The following is a 25602-nucleotide window of genomic DNA, read 5'->3' as shown; positions in this document are numbered from 1 at the left end:
TCAATTAAAAATATTCCACTCTAACCATAAACGCTTTCACCATATTTCACAATCTTTCGAAAGATTTTGTTCATATGCTTATTGTATAAGTATTAAGGAGAAGCGTCAAAATAAGATACAGACAATTTCATCAACTTTCTTAATTTGTGACAAAAAACAAACTTCCTAGATGCTGGCTTTTGAAATAATGGAATTTTAGCTTGGAAAAAGGTATGCTAAATACAGTAATGAGATATATAAGAGGAGTGGAAAAATGAAGGCAGTAGAAATAGATTTTGTGGTAAGAGATTCTTTAGCTGCATTAGCATTATATGAGAATATTTTTGAAATAGAGCGTATCGAAGTGACTGACCTAGAATTAGGTACGAATGAAGTTGTATTTAAAATCTTTAATACGCAATTTCATATGTTAGATGCAAACCCAGAATATAATTTAGTAGCACCAAGAGATGATCAAGCTACAAGCGTATGGTTTAATGTGACCGTTCCAGATATTGAAGAAACTTATGAAAAAGCCATGAATGCTGGATGCACCATTGTACAAGAAGTAACAAAACTTGAGGATTATGGCTTATCGAACGCAATGTTTAGAGATCCGTTTGGATATGTTTGGATGCTACATGAAGTACATAAAGTAGTAAGTCATGAAGAACGTATACGCGTTTGGGAAGAGAGTCAGGAAGATTAATGCAGTACAATGTGAATTCTGCTGAAGAATATCTTGCAGAACTACCAGAGGAGCGCAAACCCGTAATAGAAAAGCTACGTCAAATTATTTTAGATAACTTACCAGAAGGGTTTCAAGAAGAAATTACTTATGGGATGTTAAATTATGTTGTACCATTAGAAACTTATCCTGCTGGTTATCATGTGAATGAAGGGCAAGCCTTACCATTTATGGCGCTTGCCTCACAGAAAAATCATATCGCATTATATCATATGGGGATCTATGCACAAAAAGGATTAGAAGAATGGTTCCGTGAAGAATACGCAAAGCAAGTTCCTACTAAATTAGATATGGGGAAAAGCTGTATTCGTTTTAAAAATCCAAAACGTATTCCATATGAATTAATCGCAGAACTATGTCAGAAAATAACAGTAGATGAGTATATTAAGGCATATGAAGCGGGGAGGAAAAGAAGTGGAGTATGAAACATTTTTAGCAAAGCTATCAAAGCCTGCGCGTAATGCACTTCTTCATGCAGAAATACTTTCTTTCGAACAGATAGCTACTTTAACAGAGAAAGAATTCCTCTCTTTTCATGGGATTGGTCCTAAATCATTACCAGTTGTTCAAGAAGCTTTAGAGCAAGTTGGATTGACATTTAAAAAATAAAAAGAAGCCGTGCTATCAAATTTACAGGATAGCACGGTTTTTGTTTATAATTCTAAATTAGTTTTTAAGACGTTTTGAATCTCACTTAATTCAGACTCATTCATAATATAGTACCAAATTTTATTAATGATTTGTCCTTGACCTTGTGTAAAGGAGAGCTGTTCCATATTTCGGAATGCTTTTAAATAGCTAGACTGTAGTTTCTTCACATCATCAAATGTTACATTTGTTTGGACATTGTTACCTAATACATCAAGCAGTTCATTAAAGTTAAGTAATGTCTTTGGAGAAATTAATTCTTCTGTAATTGCTGTAATTACTTGACGTTGACGATTTTGTCGACCAAAGTCCCCTTGAGGATCCTCTTTACGCATACGAGAATATGCAAGTGCAGCTTTTCCATCTAATGTGATGGTACCTTTATTAAAGTTATAACCACCGGAACTAAACTCTAGATCGTTGTTTACTGTTATTCCACCAACCACATCGACAAGTCTGATTAGACCTTCCATATTAATTGATACAACATAATCAATTGGAATACCCATTAAATTCTCCACTGCTGCTGTAGCCAAAGGTATTTTACCAAATGCATAAGCATGATTAATTTTATCCAAGCCTCGACCTTCAATTTCTGTGTATGTATCACGAGGAATACTTACCATTTTCATTTCATTTGTTTTTGGATTTGCAGTCATAACAATAATTGTATCAGAACGACCTGTTACTCCTGAATCAGGATCTTTCGTTCTTTGATCTACTCCTAGTAATAAGAACGATACAGAATCGGTTTCTGTGATACTAGCAGGCTTCTCTCTTTTTTCAGTTTTATAAGAGATATTAGCTTGCTCCATACTTTTTTCGATACTGCTATAAAGATGATAAATATATGCGCCAATTGCTAGAATAATAGCGAGAAAAATGCCGAGTACCCAAGGCCACTTTTTCCTTTTTTTACGTACACGTTTTTGTGCTGCCATGAATTGTTTTCTCCTTTCTAATTCGCAGTGAAATATTCAGATAGATAGTTTTGCCAAAGGCTTTGTCCCTCATCATTTAAGGAGCCGTCAGTATTTAAATAATTTGTTTCTATATCCCAATTTTGCCAATGATCTACATAAGGTATATTTTTCTCTTGTAAGACTTCTTTCAATTGTTCAATGCGCTCATGATAGTTTTCTTTATTTTGATTTGGGAAGTCAGGCTGAATCAATACAATACTATCTGGAACTTCTTGAGTGGCTCTATCTACAAAACGATCGATCATTGATATACTTGTTTCGAATTCAACATTACCAACATCATTCAAAGTAAAGGCTTCAAATAAAATAATATCATACTGTTCATTCCAGGTAATCTCACTATCTAGTAAGTTGATAAATAAGCTGGAATTTGAACCAAATGGTTGAATTGTAACTTCAAAAAGATCTCCATATGTATTGTTAATAGCTTCATTTAAAGCATTAGCATAGGAAACAGTTGAATTCGAACCAGTAATTAAAAGATTAACTTTCTCACCTGCTTCTGCTCGCTTTAAAATAAGCTCTTGTACATTAACTGGTAGATTGGCGATAAATTGGTTTAGATCAATATTATCTTCTTTGTCTTCACTATCTTCATTAATTTTGTCGTCTTGCTCATCTGTTTCGTTACCATTTTCTCCTGAATCTGTGGCCTCAATTTTTGTAGCATTCTTTTCTGTTTGCCGTAACTTTTCTTGATAAATAAAATAAGAAAAGACAATAACAATCAAACTCAGCACAATAGCAGCTGTGTACAAAGTAAAGTTTTTCATTATGAATCCCCCGATAATTGTCATGATTATTTTACAAGTAAATGTTATATTTGATAATTTTCGTTAACAAAATCTCTCTACCTATGTTAAAATATTAAATGTTATATGTCTTTTTTGCAATAGTGAACAATAAAAGAAAAGTGAGAGGTATGTTTTCATGACAGAAGAAACGATCAGTTTAGAGGATATTTTCCGCACGATACGTCGAAGACTAGGATTAATTATTACTGTCTCAATCCTAGTTCTTGCATTAACTGCTTTAATAACTTTTGTAGTAATAACACCAAAATATGAAGCGACAACACAAATATTAGTAAATAACGAACAAGAAGAATCAAATACAAGTCAGCTTCAACAATCGAATCAGTTTGATTTACAATTAATTAATACATATAGTGTTATTTTAAGAAGTCCAGTTATTTTAAATGATGTAATTGAAGACTTAGGGTTGGATATAAAGGCAAGTGGATTAAGTAGTAAATTATCAATAGGTAATGAACAAAACTCGAAAGTAATGGTATTGACTGTAACAGATACCGATCCAAAGCAGGCTGTAGATATCGCTAATAGTATTACAGAAACTTTTGTTGATAAAATTGAAGGTTTAATGAGTATTGATAATGTTAACGTATTAATGACTGCTGATATAGCAGACAGTCTTTCGCCAGTTAGTCCTAATGTCAAAATAAATTTAGCAATTGGTTTAGTGCTTGGAGCAATGTTAGGAATTGCCTTGGCCTTCTTATTAGATTTTCTAGACAAAACATTCCGTTCGGAAAAAGAGGTAGAAGAACTGTTAGGCTTACCTGTTATTGGAATGATTAGTGAAATGGATATGAAAAAGGAAAGAAAAAACATCAGAAATACTAGAAATACTAGGAAGAGGGGGCGATAAAGGATGTTTAAGAAAAAGAAGAAAGTAATTGCGAAAGCAGCGCGTAATTTAGTTGTAGAAATCGAACCTAAATCCAGTATTGCCGAACAATTCCGTACTCTGCGTAGTAATATTAAATTTTCGAAAGCAGAGGATGAATTACGCACTCTATTAATTACTTCTGCTTTGCCGAGCGAAGGAAAGTCAACCGTTTCTGCAAATTTAGCATGTTTATTTGCATCTGAAGGTAAGAAAGTGTTATTTATTGATGCAGATATGCGTAAACCGACTGTGCAATATACTTTTCGCTTATTTAATACAACAGGTTTATCCAATGTATTGTCAAAACAAGCTGAGCTAATAGAGGTAATTAATGATAAAGTAGGGATAGAGAATCTACATGTAATAACAAGTGGACCAGTTCCACCTAATCCGTCCGAATTATTGGGATCTATTGCCTTTGAACGATTATTAGTAGAAGCAAAAGAACATTATGATATTATTGTATTTGATGCTCCTCCAACATTATCAGTAACCGATGCACAAATTATTGCGAATAGAGTAGATGGTACGATACTCGTCATTGATACACAATATACAGAACGAAAGGCACCAGAGAAAGCAATGGAATTATTGCGGACTGCCGAGGCGCAGCTATTAGGTGCAGTAATGAATAATATTAGTACATCTAAGAATGATAGTTATTATTACAATAATTATTACGCAAATGCATATGGAGAGGAAGAAGATAAGACATGATTGATATGCATAGTCATATTTTATTTGGTGTCGATGATGGACCGAAAACAAAGGAAGAAGCAATTGCTTTGCTAGTTCAAGCAGCTGATGAAGGCATCACGAAGATCATCTCGACCTCCCATGCAAAGCAACCACAGTTTGATGTGGCTGCTTTTCTTGTGTTAGAACTAGTAAAAGAATTACAGAAAACAGTGAAACAAGAAGGAATTCCGATTGATATTTATCATGGCCATGAAATACGAATTCATGAAGACTTGAAAAAGGGTCTTGAATATAATGAACTACTTCCATTGGCGGATTCCAAATATGTGTTAATTGAGTTGCCATCGGGACAAGTTCCGCTCTATACACAAAAAGTAATTGCAGATATTTTATCCATGCGAATGGTGCCGGTAATTGCACATCCTGAAAGAAATCGTGGCATTATGGAGAAACCAGAGCGTTTAGAGCGTCTTGTTCGTCAAGGAGCACTTGCACAGGTCACAGCGGGATCAATTACAGGACATTTTGGTAAAGAAGTACAAAAATTAGCCTTACAATTGATTGATGCAAATTTAGTCCATATGCTAGGTTCTGACGTGCATAGTCTGGATACACGGCCATTTTTATTTGAAAAAAGCTTAGATTTCTTAGAGAAGAAACGCCGTGGTGATGACGCGGATATATTATTAGAAAATAATGAATGTATTGTGGATAACATGGATATTGAATTGTTAGAACCTGAAACGGTGAGGAAGAAAGCATGGTGGCAATTTGCATTTTAAATATGATAATCAAAGAGTGAACTATACTTTTTGTAAAAAAGAATTTTCTCCTTAATAAAATTGTGACTTTACTATTTTATTAAGGAGATATTACCATTTAGTGGCAAGGTTACTATTTTGTTAAAAAAATATTACTTGAGACATTGGATTTTTATGTTTTGATAAAATAAATGTTACTTGAAACGAATAAAAGGGTACTTTGTAAGAAAAAGTAGAATTTGCATTGTTTTGTTTCTGTTTTGGGTCTATAGTTTGGTTTTACTTATGAAAGTTAAAGGGTTTGTAGAGTTTTAGAAGAAGGAGAGTTTTACATGAACTCAAAATTAAGATTAAGTGCATTAATGTTATTGGATTCATCTATTGTAATATTTTCTATTTTCATTGGCTATGCACTTTTATACCCTGGAGAAAGCTTATCTCAAGCGATTTTAATTATGAGTTCCATAGTATTGCTTGTTTCGCATCATCTTGCAGCGGTATACTACGGTCTTTATCGTCGTGTTTGGTCTTATGCGTCGATGCCAGAACTGACAGCAATTTTTAAGGCAGTTTCTTTATCTATGATAATTGTGGCTGTTGCGCAATTCTTTATTTATGATAAAGTACTAATTCGTGCAATTATCATTACATGGATGATGCATTTACTGTTTATTGGTGGCTCAAGATTTATATGGAGATTGTTCAGAGACACTCGATTTCAGAAGCCACCACTAGAAAACACGAAGCGTACTTTAATTATTGGTGCTGGTTCTGCAGGGACATCTATTGTTCACCAAATACAACATAGTGAATCACCAACACTTAAACCAGTAGCATTTCTTGACAATGATGAACAAAAGATTGGTCTCCAAATTTACGATGTAAGTGTCGTAGGTAATATGTCATGTTTAGAGAATATAGTTAAAAAACTTCAGATAGAACATATCATCATTGCTATCCCATCTATGCAAAAATCACAATTAGCAGCCTTAACAAATCGCTGTGTAGCTACAGGAATAAAAACGCAAACAACACCTTCTTTAGAAGATTTATGGGAAGGAGATGTGTCTATTTCAGAAATTCGTGATGTGAAAATTGAAGATTTACTTGGTAGAGAAGAAATTTCTTTAGATATGAGTAGTATTTCCAATAAAATTACGAATAAGACAGTTTTAGTTACAGGTGCGGGTGGCTCGATTGGCTCCGAATTATGCAGACAAATAATCCGATTTACACCACAGCAATTAATTCTCGTAGGACATGGAGAAAATTCTATTTATCAAATTTATATGGAATTAAATCAATTAGAGACGGTCAGAAATGGCGATGTTGATATTGTACAAGTTATAGCTGATATTAGAGATCGTAAACGGATGTTTCATATAATGGAAACATACTGTCCAGATATGGTATATCATGCAGCTGCGCATAAACATGTGCCTTTAATGGAAGCTAATCCAACTGAAGCAATTAAAAATAACATTTTTGGAACGAAAAATGTTGCAGAGGCTGCTCATGAAAATAAAGTGTCAAATTTTGTATTAGTATCAACAGATAAAGCCGTTAATCCAACAAATATTATGGGTGCAACGAAGCGTTTTGCAGAAATAATCATTCAAAATCTAGCAAAAGAAAGCGAAACTAATTTTGTTGCTGTTCGTTTTGGTAATGTATTAGGATCTCGAGGGTCAGTCATTCCATTATTCAAAAAACAAATCGCTAAAGGTGGACCAGTGACAGTAACAGATGAGAGAATGACAAGGTATTTCATGACTATTCCAGAAGCATCACGATTAGTTATTCAAGCAGGTTCCTTAGCAAGAGGAGGAGAAGTATTTGTGCTTGATATGGGAGAGCCTGTGAGAATAGTTGACTTAGCCAAAAATTTAATCCAACTTTCCGGGTACACACTAGAAGAGATGCCAATTAAAGTAACAGGCTTGCGTCCAGGAGAAAAGTTATATGAAGAATTACTAGACTCTAGTGAAGTGCAAGAGGAACAAGTTTTTGAAAAGATATTTATTGGTAATGCTACTCCGTTAACTAAAGAACAAATGAATATAATATTAGCTAAAATGCAGGAACCAAATGCTGATATTGTGGAAATTAAGAATACACTTATAGCAATAGCAAACAAAAAAGAAGCAAATCTTGCACTAACTGTTTAATATAATTTGGTTAGACACATATTTGTCGTAAAAGGAGATAAGAGTATATGTCAAAGTCTAGAATTTTTCTATCTACTCCACATATGAGTGAAGAAGGTTATGAACAATTTTATGTCAAGGATGCTTTCGATAAGAATTGGATTGCTCCATTGGGAGAGAATGTTGATGAATTTGAAAATGAACTTGCAAAACGAGTTGGTATAAAATCTGCTGCTGCTTTATCATCTGGTACAGCAGCAATACATTTGGCATTAATGGCTGCAGGTGTAGGTGAAAATGATGTTGTTTTTTGTCAATCACTAACTTTTTCAGCTACTGCAAATCCAATTATTTATCAAAACGCTACACCTGTATTTATCGATAGTGATGAAGAGACTTGGAATATGTGTCCAAAAGCTTTAAAAGAGGCATTTGAAAAGTACCCAAATGTTAAAGCGGTAATTGTCGTTCATTTATATGGATTATCTGCAAATATTGCAGAAATAAAAGCATTGTGTGAAGAATACGATGTTACTTTAATCGAAGATGCAGCGGAAAGTTTAGGAAGCTTATATAAAGGGCAACAAACAGGAACATTTGGAGATTATGGCGTGTTTTCTTTTAATGGAAATAAAATTATCACTACTTCTGGTGGTGGGATGTTAGTATCTAATGATGAGGAAAAAATTAATAAATCTCGATTTTGGGCTACACAATCAAGAGATAATGCTAGATATTATCAGCATAGTGAAATTGGTTATAATTATCGGTTAAGTAATGTTCTAGCCGGGATCGGCCGTGGTCAACTTAAAGTGCTTGATCAAAGAGTTAAAAAGAAGAATGAAATCTATCAATTTTATAAAGAAGATTTAAGCCAAATTGAAGATATTGGTTTTATGCCTGAAAATGACTTCGATAAACCGAATTATTGGCTTAGCTGTATTACACTAAAAGGTGAAGTTAAGCCATTAGATATAATTGAGGCATTAGAAGAAGAAAATATTGAAGCGAGACATATTTGGAAACCGATGCATTTACAACCATTCTTTGAGAACTTTGATTACATAGGTGGAAATGTAGCAGAAAAGTTGTTTGAATCAGGAATTTGTCTACCAAGTGACACAAAGATGAAGGAAGAAGATTTAGAAAGAGTCGTCAAGGTTATTAAAAATGTGCTTAGAAAAAGGAATAATTAATAGATTATTGGAGGAACATTTTAGTGTATCGAAAATATGTTAAACGATTAATTGATATTATCTTATCATTAACAGCAATTATCTTGCTTTCACCAATTATGCTAATTGTATATATTCTTGTAAAAGTTAATCTTGGATCACCAGCTATCTTCACTCAGAGACGAGCAGGACTGTACGGAGAAGTATTTACATTATACAAATTTAGAAGTATGACAAATGAAACAGATGAACAGGGTGAATTATTACCTAATAAAATGAGATTAACAAAATTTGGAAAAGTTTTGCGTTCAACAAGTTTAGATGAACTCCCTGAATTATTTAATATTTTGAAAGGTGACATGAGCATCATTGGTCCACGTCCACTATTAGAAGAGTATTTGCCAAGATATAACGAAAGGCAAATGAAACGTCATAATGTGCGACCAGGGTTAACAAGTTATACTGCGGTGAACGGTAGAGCGACGCTTTCTTGGGAGGAACGATTGGAAAAAGATGTATGGTATGTTAAAAATGTATCATTTTGGTTAGATTGTAAAATTATTTTTAAAACAATTTTGACAGTTTTAAAAAGAGAAAACATTAGTAGTGATCGTGGGAAATTTATGGGAAACAATGTGGGGAAAATTAACGATAAAAAAAAGAATGGTGTCTAATTTATGGGAATCAAAATTTCAAAAATAGTAGACTTTCTAGAATCACGAAATTATCAATTTAAGTTTAAAGGTAGCAAAGATGACTCAATTGATGGGTTTTCTACATTATTTAATTATAAAGCTAATACTTTAACATTTGTGTCTTCATTAAATAAGTTTCAAGATGTATTACCTTTATTTGAAACGAAAAAAATACAGTTAGTTATAACTTCTCAAGAAGAAAAAATTTATAGCTGTTTTAATAATACAATTCAAATTGAAAACCCAAAAAGTGTTTTTTTTCGGATAATTGAGCATTTTTTTGAAGCGCCTCAATCATTTGATTGTAGTCCAATTACATCAAATATAAGCCAGATTAAAAAACAATCATATATCTCCCCCAATGTAACATTAGGTAAAAATGTGAAGATTGGTATTGGCTGTGTTCTTGATGGAGATATATTAATTGGAGAAAATACAGTAATTCATCACAATGTTGTTTTAAGGAATAAGGTTACTGTAGGTGAAAATTGTAAGATATTATCTGGCGCAGTGATTGGTGAAGATGGGTTTAATCCCCTGAAAGAAGAAGGAAATAATAGAACAATGGTAAAACACTATGGTGGTGTTACTATAGAGGACAACGTACAAGTAGGAGAACATTGTGGAATTAGTAGGGGAACAATAGATGATACCATAATTAAAAAGGGTGTTAAGTTAAACAAGCATGCTGTTATTGCTCATAATGTAATTATTGGAAAAAACACTATTTTTACAACACCGACTTTCGTCGGAGGAAGTGTCAAAATAGGAGAAAATTGCCATATAGCAGCAAATGTAATAAAAAATCAATGCATAGTTGGAGATAACTCGGTTTTAGGTTTAGGTTCGGTAGTTATAAAAAATGTAGCCTCTGGAATTACAGTTGTAGGTAATCCAGCTAAACCATTAATAAAAAAGGAAGTGTAATTTTTGAAAGTACTTGTATTTGCCCCACATAATGATGATGAGGTTTTAGGTGTTGGAGGGACTATTGCAAAATATACAAAAGAGGGACACGATGTGTATATTTGTGAAGTAACTAGAGGTAAGAATGAAGAAAGACTTATTAATATTCGTAATGAGGCTTTAGAAGCACATAAGATTCTTGGCGTAAAGAAGACGTTTTTTTTAGACTTACCAGTTGTCGCACTTGCCGACATTCCAACAATAGAATTAAATAAAGCTTTTCATGAAATTGTACAAAAAATTAAGCCGGACGTTGCATATATTCCTCATAAAGGAGATATGCATGTTGATCATACTATGGTGGCAGAGGCTGCAATGGTTGCATTAAGACCTGTTAGTAGCCCACAATTAAAGGAAATATATGTTTATGAGACTCTTTCTGAAACAGAATGGAACATTCCCTCACCTGACAATTTATTTGTTCCTACAGTATGGAGTGATATTACTAAGACCATTGATAGTAAGTTGAAAGCTATGAAATGTTTCAAATCACAATTATATGATTTTCCACATCCGCGTTCCTTAGAAGCTATAGAGGCGTTATCTAAATTCAGAGGTTCAACTATATGCGTACGTAATGCAGAGAGTTTTATGTTAATTCGCTCTATTAAATAATGAATAGGTGAGTATAATGATTTCTGAAATCGGTAGCCATTTTGAACATGATGATACAGTGATTAAAGAAAGTAGTAATGAATGTATTTCCATTGGTTACGAACAATATGCATATACATTTTCAGGGAGATCAGCAATAGAAGTGGCTATTAAAGATATTCTAATTAATCGTAGAATAAAAAAAGTATATATGCCCAATTACTGTTGTCAGTCAATGATTGATCCATTCATTTCAAATAGTATAGATGTTGAATTTTATTCCGTCTCTTTAGATAGTAGAAATGGAATAAAATATAATATTGATTATAACAAAGATTGTGATGTTTTCTTCGCAATAAGTTACTTTGGTCTAGAGCAGTATGATCAAGAAAATATTATTCGTTCGTTTCAAGATAAGAATATTATTGTAATTGAAGATGTTACACATAGTTTGTATAGTACTAACTCAAATTTAAATGTAGCTGACTACTGTGTTGCAAGTTTAAGAAAATGGCTACCGATAGCTTCAGGTGGAATGGTGTATAAAAGAATAGGGAAATTATTAGTAAAACCTGTATTAGGTAGCAATAAATATGTTTCATTAAAAATAGAAGCCATGAAAGATAAATTGAGATACATAAATGGAGAAAAAATTAATAAAGAAAGTTTTCTAAAAAAGTTCATTGAGAGTGATAAACAATTAGAATTTAGAGATTATCTTTATAAAATTGACAATTATTCATTTAATTATTTAAATAATGTTAATTTAGAGGAAGTTCGAGGGATTAGACGTAGAAATGCCAAACACCTCTTTTATGGGATTAATGAGTTGAAAAATATAAAATCAATGTTCCCTAATCCAGACTTAGATAAGCAAGTTCCCTTATTTTTCCCTATTCTAGTAAAGAATGGGAAAAGGGATGAATTAAGAACATTTCTAATAGAAAATAATGTTTATTGTCCAGTACACTGGCCAAAGCCTAAAAACATCCCAAATTCCTGTATAGTAGATATTGAATTATCTTTGATTTGTGATCAACGATATTCAATTAATGAAATGGAATATATTATTAGTTTATTAAAAAAATGGGATAAAGAATTTTAAAATAACGAAATTAAGTAGGAGAATACAATTGAGTATTAAAGATATTTATTTTGACAATCGATACGGTCAATTATATGAAAAGATGGAAAATGGAATATGTGAAGTTTTTGAAATAGAAAATGAATATGGCAAAATTAAACATATGTATATTAAAAGATCAATTCCTCATTTGATTTCCGGAGAGAGGTATTATGATATCGTGACTCCTTATGGATATGGTGGCCCAATTATCATTAAAGGTAGTAACGAAACAAAAGAATTTTTGCTTTATGATTTTAAGAAAAAGTTTAAGAAATATTGTATAGAACAAAATATAGTAAGTGAATTTATTAGGTTTCATCCAATGTTAAATAACGCCCAGGATTTTAATATTTGTTACGATACATTACATATTAGAAACACAGTAGGTACGAATCTAGGGAGATATGAAGACCCTTTTCAAGAGGAGTTTTCTAAATCGTGTAGGAAAAATATTAGAAAAGCCCTAAAAGAAGGGGTGGAGTTCAAAGTTACTCATAAGCCAGAAGATATTCGAAGTTTTATTGATATCTATTATTCAACTATGGATCGAAATAATGCAGCGGATTATTATTACTTTGACGAAGAATACTTTTCAAAATGTTTAGATGCATTTCAAGAAAATATTATTCTTGTAGAAGCAATTTATAATGAGCAAGTAATTGCTATGGGTTTTTATTTCGTTTTTGATAAATTTATTCATATACACTTATCAGGCACGTTAAGTGAGTTTTTGTACTTATCACCTGCGTATGTTTTAAGGTATGCAATTACATTGTGGGGTAAGGAAAATGGATATAAGTATATTCATCATGGTGGAGGAAGAACGAGCGATCCTTCTGATACACTATATAAATTTAAAAAACAATTTGGAAAAAATACTGAATTTGAATTTTATGTAGGAAAACAGATATGGAACCAAGATGTTTATGACCAATTATGTGAAATTAATAATATCGATCAAGATATTGAATTTTTTCCAGCATACCGATCTAATTAAAATAATCGAATGATATAGGACGGGGTTTAGAATATGGATACTTTAGGTGGAAAAAGACTTTTGATATTGGGAGGTTCAAGAATCTCCTGTGAAATTGTACGTAAAGCAAAGGAACTAGGGATTTATACAATGGTAACAGATTGGTATCCTTTAGAACAATCACCGGCAAAACAACTGGCAGATGAGTACTTTATGACGAGTACAGCAGATATTCCAGCAATGGTGAATTTAATCAAGGAACATAAAGTTGATGGTGTGATTACCGGGTATACAGATTCTGTATTACCTTATTATGCTGAGATGTGTAAGCAGACTGGTCTTCCAAGTTATGGTACCCGTGAACAATTTGAGATTCTAACAAATAAAAATAAATATAAAAAGCTGTGTCGAGAATTTGGAGTCCCCGTAGTAGATGAATATTATATAACTGAAACAGATCTTGAAACAGAAAAAATTAATGAGATACATTACCCTGTACTTGTAAAACCAGCAGATGGAAGTGGAGCAAGAGGAGTACTAGTTTGTAATAATAAGGATGAATTGATTGAGTATTATAAACAATCCTTAAAATATTCACAAAGTAAGGAAGTTTTAATAGAAAGATATGTTCAAGGAAAGGAAGTAACTGTATTCTATCTATTAAAAGATGGGGAAGTGTATTTAAATGGAATGGGGAATAGGCATGTAAAACATAATCAAGAAGGTGTTATCCCATTGCCAGTAGCATATACATTCCCTTCAATACATTTAAAAAAATATCAAAATGAAGTTGAACCAAGAGTAAAAGAAATGTTTAAATCACTTGATATGAAAAATGGTATGGTATTCATGCAGTGTATAGTAGAAAACGGTAACTGTTTAGTATATGATATCGGATATCGACTTACTGGGACGTTAGAATACAAATTAATGGAAGAGATTTATGACTATAATCCATTAGAAATGTTAATTCGCTTTGCTTTAACAGGGAAGATGTTTACAGAAAACATTAATAATAAATTAGAAGCAATATGGAAAAAATATGCTTTAAATGTATCTTTTCTAATTAAGCCTGGAACTATTAAAAAAATTAATGGATTGAAAGCAATTAAAACAATGCCACAAGTAATTGATGCAACTCTTGCTCATGTTGAAGGAGACATTTTGCCAGAAACCGCTAAAGGTACATTGAAACAAATCGTCTTAAGAGTTTTTGCTACTGCACAAGATCAGAATGAGTTAGCCCAATTATTAGATGATATTTATAATAAGTTAGAAGTAATCTCTGATAAAGAGGAAAATATGCTATTAGACGGTTTTGATCTTACAGAATTAAGAGGTGTACTGCTTTGACTAGTAACAATAACAAATTAACAGTAATGGTTACAGGAGCTAGCGGCTTTTTAGGGAACGAATTAGTTAATCAATTATTACAAGAAGATAATATTCGGGTAGTTGCTGTAACATCAAAACCTGATGATATCAAATTAAAGTATCTATCTTTTGATTTATTAGCATTGTACACTAGTAATTGGCAAGAAACTTTAAAAGAAGAAGTAGATGTAATAGTAAATTGCGCTTTTCCTAGAACATCTCAACCAGATGAACTTGCTAAAGGTATACTATTTACAGAAAAACTAGTAAGGTATGCTCATAAATTGAAAATTAAATCTCTGATAAACATCTCGTCACAAAGTGTATATACTCAAAAAGATAAAATAATAACAAATGAAAAAGCTTTGATTAGTCCCGAAACACTTTATGGTATGGCAAAATATTCTTGTGAACGAATAGTAGAATTGTTGTGTAAAGAATACAAAATGAATTATTCAAATATTAGACTAGCAAGTTTAACAGGTTTAAACTTTGATGTAAGAATGACTAATCGTTTTGTTGATGCAGCCTTGAATGGAGAAAAGATTACTATTTATGGTGGAAAACAAAAAATTTCTTATTTGGAAGTTAGAGACACAGCAGAAGCTCTAATAAGAATGATTTTATCAGAAGCAAGTGAATGGGAAAACGCTTATAATTTGGGGAATAATGAAGCAGTGACACTCTTAGAATTGATATCTATTGTTCAAAGAGAATCTAGGAAATACAATAAAAAAGAAATAAATGTGGAACTACTTGAAGAAAAAAATAGTTTTAATAATTTAATTGATAGTAATTTGTTTTACTCAACGTTTAATTGGCGACCAAATTTTACTGTTGAGAAGATGATAAAAGAATTATGCAAACATAAAAGTATCTCTGGATAGGAGGAATATTCATTGTATACTCTAGTAATTGGTAGATCCTATCCAGAAAAGGATACAGGAATGATGGGTATTTTTGAATTTGAACATGCAATTGCCTTAAAAAAATATGGTAATGAAACAATATATTGTTTTGTAGATACAAGATCAGTAAAACGACTAAGAAAAAAAAAGGAATTTTATTTAAACAAAGAAGGTTTAGAAATATATGGATACTACTATCCAATCGGAGGCTTACCTAATTCGTTGTTCAATAATTTAAAAACAAAAAAGACTTTAAAACTTTTGAATAAAATAATTGCTCAACATGGCTTACCACAAAATATTCATATACACTATCCGTTAATAAATTTAACAGACGGAATATGGGAAAAAATAAAAACTTATAATGTACCTATTATCGTGACCGAACATTGGTCTAAAGTTCAAAATCAAACTATTGAACCTTATAGAAAAACATTCTTGAAAAAAATTGTAAAAGAATCTGATACAATTATTACTGTTGGAAAAAAACTAAAGGCAAGTGTTATTGAAATTACTAAAACTAATAAAGAAGTTCTAGTTATACCTAATATCTTAAATGAAGCATTTGAATATATAGAAGCGGAAAATAAAAATAAATTCAAGTTTATTTTTATTGGAAGTTTAATACCTAGTAAAAAAGTAGATTTGCTTATAACTGCGTTTAGGAATGTTTTTAATACAACAGAAATTGAATTACATATCGTAGGTAATGGGAAACTGTTTAAAAAATTGTCCAAAAAAATAAAAAAAGACAACTTGAAAAATGTTTTTATGCATGGATATTTAACAAGAGAAAAAACAGCTTTTCTTTTACAAAATTGTGATGTTTTTGTTTCAGCAAGTGAGATTGAAACTTTTGGTGTTCCATTTATTGAAGCATTGGCATGTGGTAAGCCGGTAATTGGTATTTCTGATAGTAGTATAGCCTCCTATATTAATGAAGCAAATGGCTTGCTGTTTGAAAATGGAAATATTAAGCAACTAGAATCAGCTTTAAAGAAAATTTATGAACAAAAAGATAAATATAATTCATGTTTAATAGCGCAAAATGCTAAAGAGATTTTTGGTGAAGAAAATATTATTAAACAATTAAAATCTATTTATTCGAAATTAAATGGTGAAAAATATTAGTGGTTTTGGAGTGTAATTATGAATATTCTAATCGTTGCACCTTACTTCCCGCCGCAGAAAACTGTTGCTGTAGTTAGAATAGCTAGTTTAACACGCTATCTAATAAAACAAGGTTGTCAAGTGACTGTATTAACTAATAAGTATTATGAGGAAAAAGAGGAAACAAATGATTTTGTATTAGAGAACATTAAAAAAATTGAAGTTGAGAACACGAGAGAAAAGTTTTTTGTGCGAAAGAAAATATATGAAGATAAATTTATTGAAGTAATGGATAACAATAACTTCGACTGTATATTTATTACAGGTGGCCCCTTCTATACTTTTTCATTATGTAAAATTGCTAAAAAAAGATATAATACAAAATGTATTGTCGATTTTAGGGATTTATGGATTTTTGATATGCGATCAAAAAAAGAGTTTTATAAACCGATGAATATCATGAAAAAAGTTATCTTTTATCCAATTGAAAGAAATGCTATTAAATATGCGGATGTGGTTTTAACTGTAACTGAGGGTTGGGGTCGAATTCTAAAAAAGGTATATTTTAAATATAAAGATAAAGTGGAAATTATTTTTAATGGATATGATTTAGAAGATATTAGTACTAAACCAAAAGAACCTAGAGATGATGGGAGATTTAATATAGAAGGCTTTAAAATTATGACTTTTGGTAAATTAACTTATTACTCGGAGTACTATTCAACTATTTTTTTAAAAGCACTTAAACGAATTTGTAATGAATATAGTCATGTAAGGTTAATTCAAATTGGTACTGAAGAAGAACGAACAATTAATATTATGAAAGAAGTAGGAATGCATAAAGAAAAATATGTTAATACAGGATTTTGCCAATATCATCAAGGTATACGAATTCTGCAAAATGCGAATGTTTGTGTGATAATTGATATCCGTAACCACGCAATTGGAACCAAAATATATGATTATATATATATAAATAAACCCATTATATATATTGGGAAAAAGAATACCCAATTAGCAAAATTGGTTACAAGTTTTGAAAGTGGTTTTTCTTGTCAAACCGAAGAAGAAGTTTATAAAGCGATAACGGAAATAGCTAATAATAAAATTGATTATTTAACAAATAAAAAAAATATTAATAAATATTCTAGAGAATACCAAAATGAAAAGGTTTTTAGTGTTTTAAAGAAATTAACAGAGGGATGAGTAAATGAGATTTGATTCAATTTTTATAAATAAAAAAAATATTATTTTTATTTTGTTTTTACTTATTTCTTTATTTCTTTTAATAGAGCCAGTAGTATTTGTGTTTACTGAATTACATACGCTTTTTAGAATAGGGCAAGTGATTGTAATATTTATTTGTATTTTCTTGTTTTTTGTAAAAAAATGTGATTTTAAATTTCTAATATTAACTCTCATCTTCTTCTTCTATCAAATCATTGTAACATTACTAAATGATGGTGCCATAGTTAAAGTGGTTACTACCATGATCCCAGTAGTGGGAATGGTATTATTATTGCAATATGCTATTGAACGTAATTACTTTTTAACAATAAAAGCATTGTATATGTATTTTTCAATCATAGTATATATTAATTATTTATTAATGATTATTTATCCAGAAGGTATCTTGCAAGCTACTAAATATAGAACTCAAGATGTAGGGTATAACTTTTTAAGTGTTAATAATCAACTGGGCTCCTATTTGCTTATTGCTGCATTAATTTCTATACTTTATTGTATCTTGAAAAAAAAGGTAACTTTAAACGCTGTATTTTTAAATATAGTTGTATATATGACTTTACTTAATGTATGGTCTGTAACCTCAATAATTTGGCTAACCTTTTTTTATGGATTTTATTTTCTTATGAGTAGAAAAAATAAAGTTTTAAAATGGAAGAAATATTTTAGCTTTATGCTGCTAGCTCATATATTAATTGTAGTATTAGAAATTCAAAAGATATTTTCTTTTTTAATAGTAGACTTTTTTGAAAAAGACATAACTTTATCAGGGCGAACTAGGATATGGGAATTAGCAATTCAAGAAATAAAAAAAACATTTATATTTGGTTATGGGGAAATTCAGGATGCAAGATATATAACTATTGGGACAGCGGAATTTAATGCACATAATATCTTTTTACAAGTAATGTTGCAAGGTGGATTTATATTATTAATGTTATTTTTGATGTTAATGATATACAGTCTAAATAAAACTGCTTTATCTCAAAATAATAAAATCGCAAGTATATTGATTATTTCAGTGATTACATTATGGGGAATGATGATTACAGAGGTTTACTCAATATTATTACAACTTTTAGTGTTATTTTTAGTCTATAATTGTAAAAAATTTATAGTGGCAGAAAGAATACCTAATATAAATAGAGTCATGTATGTTGAAAATAAAAGTTATTAAATGTTTTACTTTTTTTAAGCATAGTTAAAAATGTTAAAAAACGATAAATTCACAAAAAGTCTTAAGAGGTTCTAAATGATAAGTAAACTAAAAAAAAGTCAGTTTATAAAAAGTGTTGTTATTATGGCAACGGGCACTATTGGTGCACAAGTTATCACAATGGCAATGTCACCAATAATAACTCGGTTGTTCGGTCCAGAAGCATTCGGATTAATGGGAGCATTTAATTCATTTGTAAATATTCTAATTCCATTAGTTGCTTTAACTTATCCTGTGGCAATTGTTTTACCAAAAAATAATATAGAAGCTATAGGGCTAATTAGATTATCTTTATTTATTGTAACTATAACAACTTGTTTATCAATTATAGCTATTTACTTATTTAACAATAAAATAATACATATTTTTAAATTAGAGGAAATAGCTCAATACGTTTATTTAATACCTCTTGTTATTTTACTATCCGGTATAGTTCAAATCTTAGAAAATTGGCTAATAAGAAATCAGCAATATAAGTTAAATGCTAAGACAACATTTTATCAGGCGCTAATACTTAATTCAGGAAAAGTAGGTGTAGGTTTATTATATCCCTTTGCAGGAGTTCTAATCCTGTTTTCATCTATAACTAGTGGGATAAAGATTTTCTTAATATTTTTGCAAGTAAATAAAAGAGAACTATTAAACATTTTAAAACCTAAATTTAATTTTTCTTCATTAAAAGACTTGGCTAAAAAATATTATGATTTCCCTTTGTATAGGGCACCAGAAACCTTTTTAAGTACCGTATCACAAAGTTTACCTGTTATCTTACTGACAGCATTTTTTGGCGCAGCTTCTGCAGGGTTTTATACAATTGGTAGGACAGTATTGTTTATGCCCTCTCTTTTAATTGGAAAAGCAATAGAAGATGTATTTTATCCAAAGATAGCAAAAATGAATAATGACGGAAAAAAGCTTACAAAAGTAATATTACAGGCTACACTAGGGTTACTTATAATTGGGATTATTCCGTTTGGATTAATTATTGTTTGGGGGCCAGCTATTTTTGGCTTTGTATTTGGTAGTGATTGGGCGATGGCGGGAGAATATGCAAAATGGGTCGCTTTATGGACTTTTTCAAGCTTTATAGTTAGACCAAGTGTTCGATCACTAGCTGTTTTAAATGCACAAAGATTTCACTTAATTTTTACATTTATTATGACGATTACTAGATTATTTCTAATTTATTTCGGTTTTTCTGTTTATGCAAATGATCTTATTGCAATAGCACTATTTGGAGTGTCAGGAGCAGTATTTAATATAATACTAATAATTATTACGATCAATATTAGTAGCAAAAGGAATGTAATAAAGATATAAATTAGTATAATGAGAAAGGAATATTTTATATGAAAATAGCAGTTGCGGGTACTGGTTACGTTGGTTTATCCAACGCAATACTATTAGCACAACACAATAATGTTGTGGCTTTAGATATTATTCAAGAAAAAGTAGAAATGATTAACAATAAAAAATCGCCAATTGTAGATACAGAAATTGAGCGTTTTTTAACTATAAAAGACTTGAATTTAAAGGCAACGACGGATCCAAAGGAAGCTTTTAATAATGCTGAGTATGTTATCATTTCTACACCTACGAACTATGACCCAGAACAGGATTATTTTGATACAAGTTCTGTAGAGAATGTTATCGAAACAGTTCTATCTATTAATCCAAATGCTACAATGGTTATCAAATCAACAATTCCTGTAGGATATACAAAAGCAATTGCACGAAAGTATGATACAAATAATGTTATCTTTTCTCCAGAATTTTTACGAGAGGGGCAAGCTTTATATGATAATCTATATCCTTCACGTATCATCGTTGGAGAGCAATCTGAGAGAGCAAGAGAGTTTGCAAATTTACTAGCTCAAGGTGCTATAAAAGAAGATATTCCAATGTTATTTACAGATTCTACAGAAGCAGAAGCGATTAAACTATTTGCAAATACATACTTAGCAATGCGTGTATCTTTCTTTAATGAGTTAGATACTTATGCAGAAGTGAAAGGTTTAAATACACAGCAAATTGTAGAAGGTATTGGCCATGATCCGAGAATTGGTGATCACTATAATAACCCTTCATTTGGCTATGGCGGTTATTGTTTACCTAAAGATACCAAACAATTGCTTGCTAACTATAAAGGGATTCCGAATAATATTATTACTGCAATTGTGGATTCTAATAGTACAAGAAAGTCATATATTGCAGATCAGATTGCTAAGCGTAATCCAAAAGTTGTTGGTATCTACCGTTTAACAATGAAGACAGGATCTGATAATTTTAGACAGTCTGCGATTCAAGGAGTAATGGAACGTATTAAATCTAAGGGAATTGAAGTTGTTATTTATGAACCTACAATTAATGAAGATATTTTTGATGGATACAAAATTATTGCTAATTTTAAAAAATTTAAAGAAAAAACAGATGTTATTGTGGCAAATCGCCTTTCTAAGGAATTGCAAGAGGTAAAAGATAAGGTCTATACCAGAGATGTATTTAATAGAGATTAAAAAATCTATCGTTTAATGAGGTGTCAAAATTGAAAAAAATACGTAAGGCTATTATTCCAGCAGCAGGTTTAGGTACAAGGTTTCTTCCAGCCACAAAGGCTATGCCCAAGGAAATGTTGCCAATTGTCGATAAACCAACAATTCAATATATTGTAGAGGAAGCCATTGCCTCAGGAATCGAAGATATTATTATTGTAACTGGGAAAAACAAACGTTCGATAGAGGATCATTTTGACAATGCTTTAGAAGTAGAGAATAATTTAAAAGAAAAAGGAAAACTTGATATGCTTGAAAAAGTGCAAGCTTCCTCTAATGTAGATATTCATTATATTCGCCAAAAAGAACCACTTGGTTTAGGACATGCGATTTGGTGTGCGCGTAAATTCATTGGAGAAGAACCATTTGCTGTCTTACTAGGTGATGACATCGTTAAAGGCGAAGAACCGTGTTTAAAGCAACTGATTGAACAATATGATGCTACTCGGTCTAGTGTTATTGGTGTTCAAGAAGTAGCTGATGAAGATGTTCATCGATACGGTGTAATTGATCCTGTGAATACAGATAGCTCGTTGATGCAAGTAACAAAATTTGTTGAAAAGCCAGCGTTTGAAGATGCACCTTCTAATTATGCTATTATTGGTAGATATGTACTTACACCAGAGATTTTTCATTTTTTAGAGGAAAAGAAAATTGGAAAAGGTGGAGAAATTCAACTTACAGATGCTATTGAAGCGCTAAATGGTATTCAACGTGTTTTTGCTTATGCTTTTGGAGGTCGTCGTTACGATGTAGGAGAACAATTAGGATTCATTGAAACTACACTAGATTTTGCATTAGAGCGTAAAGATCTACAAGCAGCAGTTAGAAAATTAATTTTGCAAAAGGCAGAGCAGCTTAGAAAAGAGTTATAATTTAACTGTAAAAATTGTAAAGAAGGTATGTTTTAATAATGGACATACCTTCTTTACAATTTTTACATTAGTTTTTCATTGTCTACTATGGCATAATAGATAGAATAAAACTGTTTTACATAGAAACGAGGCTTTAAATAGTGACAAAGGAAATTTTGAAAACAACAATGCTAAATTGTTCATTAGATGAACAAAGTATATTAGCTTTTCAATCGAGAGTGAGAGAAGTGCATGATAATTTACCAAACTATTATGCTACTGGTTGGGTGGATTCTCCACTTGAGGATAATAAAGAGCTATTAAAATCTATTAATTATGTAGCAAATGAGATAAAGGCTTGCGCGGATGTGCTAGTCGTAATTGGTGTGGGAGGTTCCTTTTTAGGTGCACGTGCTATTCAGGAAGCGCTGACGCCTTATTTTGGTTTACATAAAAATGGTATTGAAGTAGTCTATGTTGGATTAAATATGAGTGGGGCTTATATCAGAGAACTTCTTGCTTATTTAGATAGTAAACAAGTATATGTAAATGTAATTTCTAAATCTGGTGGAACGATGGAACCGGCACTTGCCTTTCGAGTGATGCGCTTATACATGGAAGAAAGATATGGTGATAAAGCAGCAGAGCGAATTATTGTTACAACAGATGCTGAAAAGGGAATATTAAAAAATATTGCAGATCAGGCTGGCTATCGTCAATTTGCGATTCCTGATAATGTAGGTGGGCGTTATTCTGTCTTAACTCCAGTTGGATTACTGCCAGTTGCTGTGGCTGGAATAGATATTATAGAATTAATGGATGGGGCAAAACGAGCTGCTACAGAATTAGCTGAACCAGAGTTAATTTACAATGATGCCTATCAATATGCGGTAATGCGACATATATTATTTGCTCAAGGATATACAAATGAATTGCTTGCATCATTTGAGCCAGGATTAAGCAAGTTTCATGAATGGTGGAAACAATTATTTGGAGAAAGTGAAGGAAAGGATCGCAAAGGACTTTTTCCTTCAACAGTTAGTTTTTCTACAGATTTGCATGCAATTGGACAGTATATTCAAGATGGTAGGCGTATCTTATTTGAAACATTACTACATTTTCATGAGATTGAAGGAGATATGCAGGTTCCGTTTGATGAACGTAATGAGGACGGGCTCAATTATTTGACGAGTCGTACATTTAATGAAATTAATGCTATTTCCAAACAAGGTACAGCACTTGCACACGCAGAAGGTGAAGTACCTGTTATTCAATTAGAACTGCCAAAGTTGGATGCTTATCATCTTGGGTATCTAATCTACTTCTTTATGAAAGCCTGTGCGATGAGTGCATGTTTACTTGAGGTAGACCCATTTGATCAACCAGGTGTAGAAGCATATAAACGCAAGATGCTTGAATTGTTACAGGAAGAAAAGGAGGGAGTAAAATGAGTGTACAGCAATTATATGAAGAATGGATTAAACAAGATTTACCAAATCACTTAGCAAATGATTTAGCAGCCATTGCAAATATTGAAGGAGAGATAACAGAACGTTTCTATCAATCTCTATCTTTTGGTACAGGTGGCATGCGGGGTATTCTTGGGGCGGGAACAAATAGAATGAACATTTATACCATTCGTCATGTTGCTGAAGGGCTTGCACGCTATATTATCGCAAATGGTAACGAAGCGAAGAAACGTGGTGTTGCATTAGCCTATGATACACGTCATTTTTCTTTCGAATTTGCCTGTGAGACTGCAAGGGTTCTTGGAGCACATGGAATTCAATCTTATGTGTACAAGGAGTCACGCCCAACCCCACAATTAAGCTTTACTGTGCGTGAACTGAATGCTTATGCTGGAGCAATGATTACCGCAAGCCATAATCCGAAACAATATAATGGCTTTAAAGTATACGGGGAAGATGGTGCACAATTAACTCCTCAATTTGCGAATGAAATTGTGGCACATATGCAGGATGTATCTGATTTATTCGCTATTGAAGTAGCAGAACTGACAGATTTAGAAGCTCAAGGCTTATTCACATGGCTAGCTGATGATTTAGATAAAGCATACATGAAGCAACTATTAACATTAAAATCCGATCCATCTGCATCCTACGACATGAAATTAGTCTATACACCATTGCATGGGGCTGGAATCGTACCAGTCGAAGAAGGCTTACGTCAATTTGGGTTTACAGAAGTTTCTATTGTGGAAGAGCAAGCAGTACCAGACGGAGACTTCCCAACAGCGCCATATCCAAATCCAGAAGAAGCAGCTGCCTTTTCGAAAGCGATTGAACTTGGGGAAAAAGTTGGAGCAAATTTATTACTTGCGACAGATCCAGATGCTGATCGCTTAGGTGTAGCAGTTTGGAATGGAAGCACTTATGAATTATTAACAGGAAATCAACTAGGCGCATTATTAATAGATTATTTATTAGCAACAAAGCAAGCACAAAAAACATTACCTGATAATGGTATTGTAGTAAAAACCATTGTGACATCTGAATTTGGAGAAAAAATTGCTTCTCACTATAATGTAGAAACGGAAAATACATTAACAGGCTTTAAATATATTGCTGAGAAGATTGCTCAATATGAAGAATCTAGCTCACATACATACTTATTTGGATATGAAGAGAGCTATGGATATTTGATTGACCCCTTTGCTCGTGATAAGGATGCTGTACAAGTAGCATTAAAAGTTGCTGAAATGGCCGCAACCTATGCTGAAGATGGGCGCACACTATTAGATCGTTTAGAAGAATTATATGAACAATTCGGTTACCATCAAGAAGCATTACTTTCAGAAACATTCGAAGGTAAAGATGGTCAAGAAAAAATGATAGTTTTATTAGAAGGGGTCCGTGCTAATGTGCCAACGGAATTTGGTGACATCTCTGTAATTCGCACGGAAGACTATTTAATAGGAAGAGCTATCTTAGCAGATGGCACAGAGGAAGCATTAACCTTACCAAAAGAAAATGTAATTAAATTTATTCTAGCAGACGGCACTTGGATCACTGTACGTCCTTCTGGAACAGAGCCAAAATGTAAGTTTTATATTGGTGTAGTGGATTCGGAGAGGGACGTAGCAATAGAGAAGTTAAAACAGATGAAAGAAGCTGTGCTAGACAGGTTTGGGTAGAGA

Annotated in this window: 25 protein-coding genes; 23 read left to right on the top strand and 2 right to left on the bottom strand. The window is 31.9% G+C overall.

Features of this window, described 5'->3' with window-relative positions:
- Positions 1-253: 253 nt before the first annotated feature.
- From AB4Y30_RS14405 to AB4Y30_RS14395, 3 genes are read left to right on the top strand one after another with little or no spacing between them, the layout of a single operon-like run.
- Positions 254-688, top strand: coding sequence for a VOC family protein (locus tag AB4Y30_RS14405; protein WP_368652913.1), 435 nt, complete (start codon positions 254-256; stop codon positions 686-688).
- Positions 688-1152, top strand: a complete 465-nt coding sequence (locus AB4Y30_RS14400) for a DUF1801 domain-containing protein (RefSeq protein WP_368652912.1) — start codon at positions 688-690, stop codon at positions 1150-1152. The genes AB4Y30_RS14405 and AB4Y30_RS14400 overlap by 1 nt, the downstream gene beginning before the upstream one ends.
- Positions 1142-1336, top strand: coding sequence for a DNA-directed RNA polymerase subunit alpha C-terminal domain-containing protein (locus AB4Y30_RS14395; RefSeq protein ID WP_368652911.1), 195 nt, complete (start codon positions 1142-1144; stop codon positions 1334-1336). The genes AB4Y30_RS14400 and AB4Y30_RS14395 overlap by 11 nt, the downstream gene beginning before the upstream one ends.
- Before the next feature lie 44 nt (positions 1337-1380).
- Here AB4Y30_RS14395 and AB4Y30_RS14390 read toward each other — a convergent pair whose 3' ends face one another.
- Both AB4Y30_RS14390 and AB4Y30_RS14385 read right to left on the bottom strand, forming a co-directional pair.
- Entirely contained in the window at positions 1381-2316 is a 936-nt protein-coding gene (locus AB4Y30_RS14390; protein ID WP_368652910.1) for an LCP family protein, read from the bottom strand.
- A gap of 17 nt (positions 2317-2333) precedes the next feature.
- Positions 2334-3131, bottom strand: a complete 798-nt coding sequence (locus AB4Y30_RS14385; protein ID WP_368652909.1) for an SGNH/GDSL hydrolase family protein — start codon at positions 3129-3131, stop codon at positions 2334-2336.
- Positions 3132-3288: 157 nt separating this feature from the next.
- Here AB4Y30_RS14385 and AB4Y30_RS14380 point away from each other — a divergent pair, with 157 nt between their 5' ends.
- From AB4Y30_RS14380 to AB4Y30_RS14285, 20 genes are all read left to right on the top strand, one after another.
- Positions 3289-4026, top strand: a complete 738-nt coding sequence (locus AB4Y30_RS14380) for a YveK family protein (RefSeq protein WP_368652908.1) — start codon at positions 3289-3291, stop codon at positions 4024-4026.
- Positions 4027-4029: 3 nt separating this feature from the next.
- On the top strand, positions 4030-4764 hold the full coding sequence (locus tag AB4Y30_RS14375; RefSeq protein WP_368652907.1) for a CpsD/CapB family tyrosine-protein kinase: 735 nt from the start codon (positions 4030-4032) through the stop codon (positions 4762-4764).
- Positions 4761-5528, top strand: a complete 768-nt coding sequence (locus AB4Y30_RS14370; RefSeq protein ID WP_368652906.1) for a tyrosine-protein phosphatase — start codon at positions 4761-4763, stop codon at positions 5526-5528. The genes AB4Y30_RS14375 and AB4Y30_RS14370 overlap by 4 nt, the downstream gene beginning before the upstream one ends.
- A 311-nt stretch (positions 5529-5839) precedes the next feature.
- Entirely contained in the window at positions 5840-7675 is a 1836-nt protein-coding gene (locus tag AB4Y30_RS14365) for a polysaccharide biosynthesis protein (protein ID WP_368652905.1), read from the top strand.
- 47 nt (positions 7676-7722) lie between these two features.
- Positions 7723-8850 carry a DegT/DnrJ/EryC1/StrS family aminotransferase gene (locus tag AB4Y30_RS14360; RefSeq protein ID WP_368652904.1) on the top strand — a complete coding sequence of 376 codons (1128 nt, stop codon included), beginning with the start codon at positions 7723-7725 and terminating at the stop codon, positions 8848-8850.
- Between the two features lie 23 nt (positions 8851-8873).
- A complete protein-coding gene (locus tag AB4Y30_RS14355; protein WP_368652903.1) occupies positions 8874-9503 on the top strand; it encodes a sugar transferase in 630 nt (209 codons plus the stop codon).
- A 3-nt stretch (positions 9504-9506) separates the two neighbouring features.
- Complete coding sequence (locus AB4Y30_RS14350; RefSeq protein ID WP_368652902.1) at positions 9507-10451, top strand: DapH/DapD/GlmU-related protein; 945 nt, start codon at positions 9507-9509, stop codon at positions 10449-10451.
- 3 nt (positions 10452-10454) lie between these two features.
- A complete protein-coding gene (locus tag AB4Y30_RS14345; RefSeq protein ID WP_368652901.1) occupies positions 10455-11105 on the top strand; it encodes a PIG-L deacetylase family protein in 651 nt (216 codons plus the stop codon).
- Between the two features lie 16 nt (positions 11106-11121).
- On the top strand, positions 11122-12189 hold the full coding sequence (locus tag AB4Y30_RS14340; RefSeq protein WP_368652900.1) for a hypothetical protein: 1068 nt from the start codon (positions 11122-11124) through the stop codon (positions 12187-12189).
- Positions 12190-12217: 28 nt separating this feature from the next.
- On the top strand, positions 12218-13207 hold the full coding sequence (locus tag AB4Y30_RS14335) for a peptidoglycan bridge formation glycyltransferase FemA/FemB family protein (RefSeq protein WP_368652899.1): 990 nt from the start codon (positions 12218-12220) through the stop codon (positions 13205-13207).
- Between the two features lie 33 nt (positions 13208-13240).
- Positions 13241-14539 (top strand): ATP-grasp domain-containing protein, encoded by a 1299-nt coding sequence (locus AB4Y30_RS14330; protein WP_368652898.1) that lies wholly within the window; start codon positions 13241-13243, stop codon positions 14537-14539.
- Positions 14536-15447 carry an NAD-dependent epimerase/dehydratase family protein gene (locus tag AB4Y30_RS14325; protein ID WP_368652897.1) on the top strand — a complete coding sequence of 304 codons (912 nt, stop codon included), beginning with the start codon at positions 14536-14538 and terminating at the stop codon, positions 15445-15447. Before AB4Y30_RS14330 ends, AB4Y30_RS14325 begins: the two co-directional genes overlap by 4 nt.
- Positions 15448-15459: 12 nt before the next feature.
- Complete coding sequence (locus AB4Y30_RS14320) at positions 15460-16599, top strand: glycosyltransferase (protein WP_368652896.1); 1140 nt, start codon at positions 15460-15462, stop codon at positions 16597-16599.
- An 18-nt stretch (positions 16600-16617) separates the two neighbouring features.
- Positions 16618-17784 carry a glycosyltransferase gene (locus AB4Y30_RS14315; RefSeq protein ID WP_368652895.1) on the top strand — a complete coding sequence of 389 codons (1167 nt, stop codon included), beginning with the start codon at positions 16618-16620 and terminating at the stop codon, positions 17782-17784.
- Between the two features lie 4 nt (positions 17785-17788).
- On the top strand, positions 17789-19000 hold the full coding sequence (locus AB4Y30_RS14310; RefSeq protein ID WP_368652894.1) for an O-antigen ligase family protein: 1212 nt from the start codon (positions 17789-17791) through the stop codon (positions 18998-19000).
- Positions 19001-19075: 75 nt separating this feature from the next.
- Positions 19076-20359, top strand: coding sequence for a lipopolysaccharide biosynthesis protein (locus AB4Y30_RS14305; RefSeq protein ID WP_368652893.1), 1284 nt, complete (start codon positions 19076-19078; stop codon positions 20357-20359).
- A gap of 29 nt (positions 20360-20388) precedes the next feature.
- Positions 20389-21555, top strand: coding sequence for a nucleotide sugar dehydrogenase (locus AB4Y30_RS14300; protein WP_368652892.1), 1167 nt, complete (start codon positions 20389-20391; stop codon positions 21553-21555).
- A gap of 29 nt (positions 21556-21584) precedes the next feature.
- Positions 21585-22466, top strand: coding sequence for a UTP--glucose-1-phosphate uridylyltransferase GalU (gene galU / locus AB4Y30_RS14295; protein WP_368652891.1), 882 nt, complete (start codon positions 21585-21587; stop codon positions 22464-22466).
- A 140-nt stretch (positions 22467-22606) separates the two neighbouring features.
- Positions 22607-23896: a glucose-6-phosphate isomerase gene (locus AB4Y30_RS14290; RefSeq protein ID WP_368652890.1), complete on the top strand. Its 1290-nt coding sequence runs from the start codon at positions 22607-22609 to the stop codon at positions 23894-23896.
- The gene (locus AB4Y30_RS14285; protein WP_368652889.1) at positions 23893-25599 is read left to right on the top strand and encodes a phospho-sugar mutase; all 1707 of its coding nucleotides are present in this window, start codon (positions 23893-23895) and stop codon (positions 25597-25599) included. The genes AB4Y30_RS14290 and AB4Y30_RS14285 overlap by 4 nt, the downstream gene beginning before the upstream one ends.
- Positions 25600-25602 lie beyond the last annotated feature (3 nt).

It is taken from the genome of Ornithinibacillus sp. 4-3 (assembly GCF_040958695.1).
In the GTDB taxonomy this organism is placed as follows: domain Bacteria; phylum Bacillota; class Bacilli; order Bacillales; family Amphibacillaceae; genus CALAMD01.
Note: the sequence above shows the minus strand (reverse complement) of the source record. Positions and strands in the feature narration are given on the sequence as shown.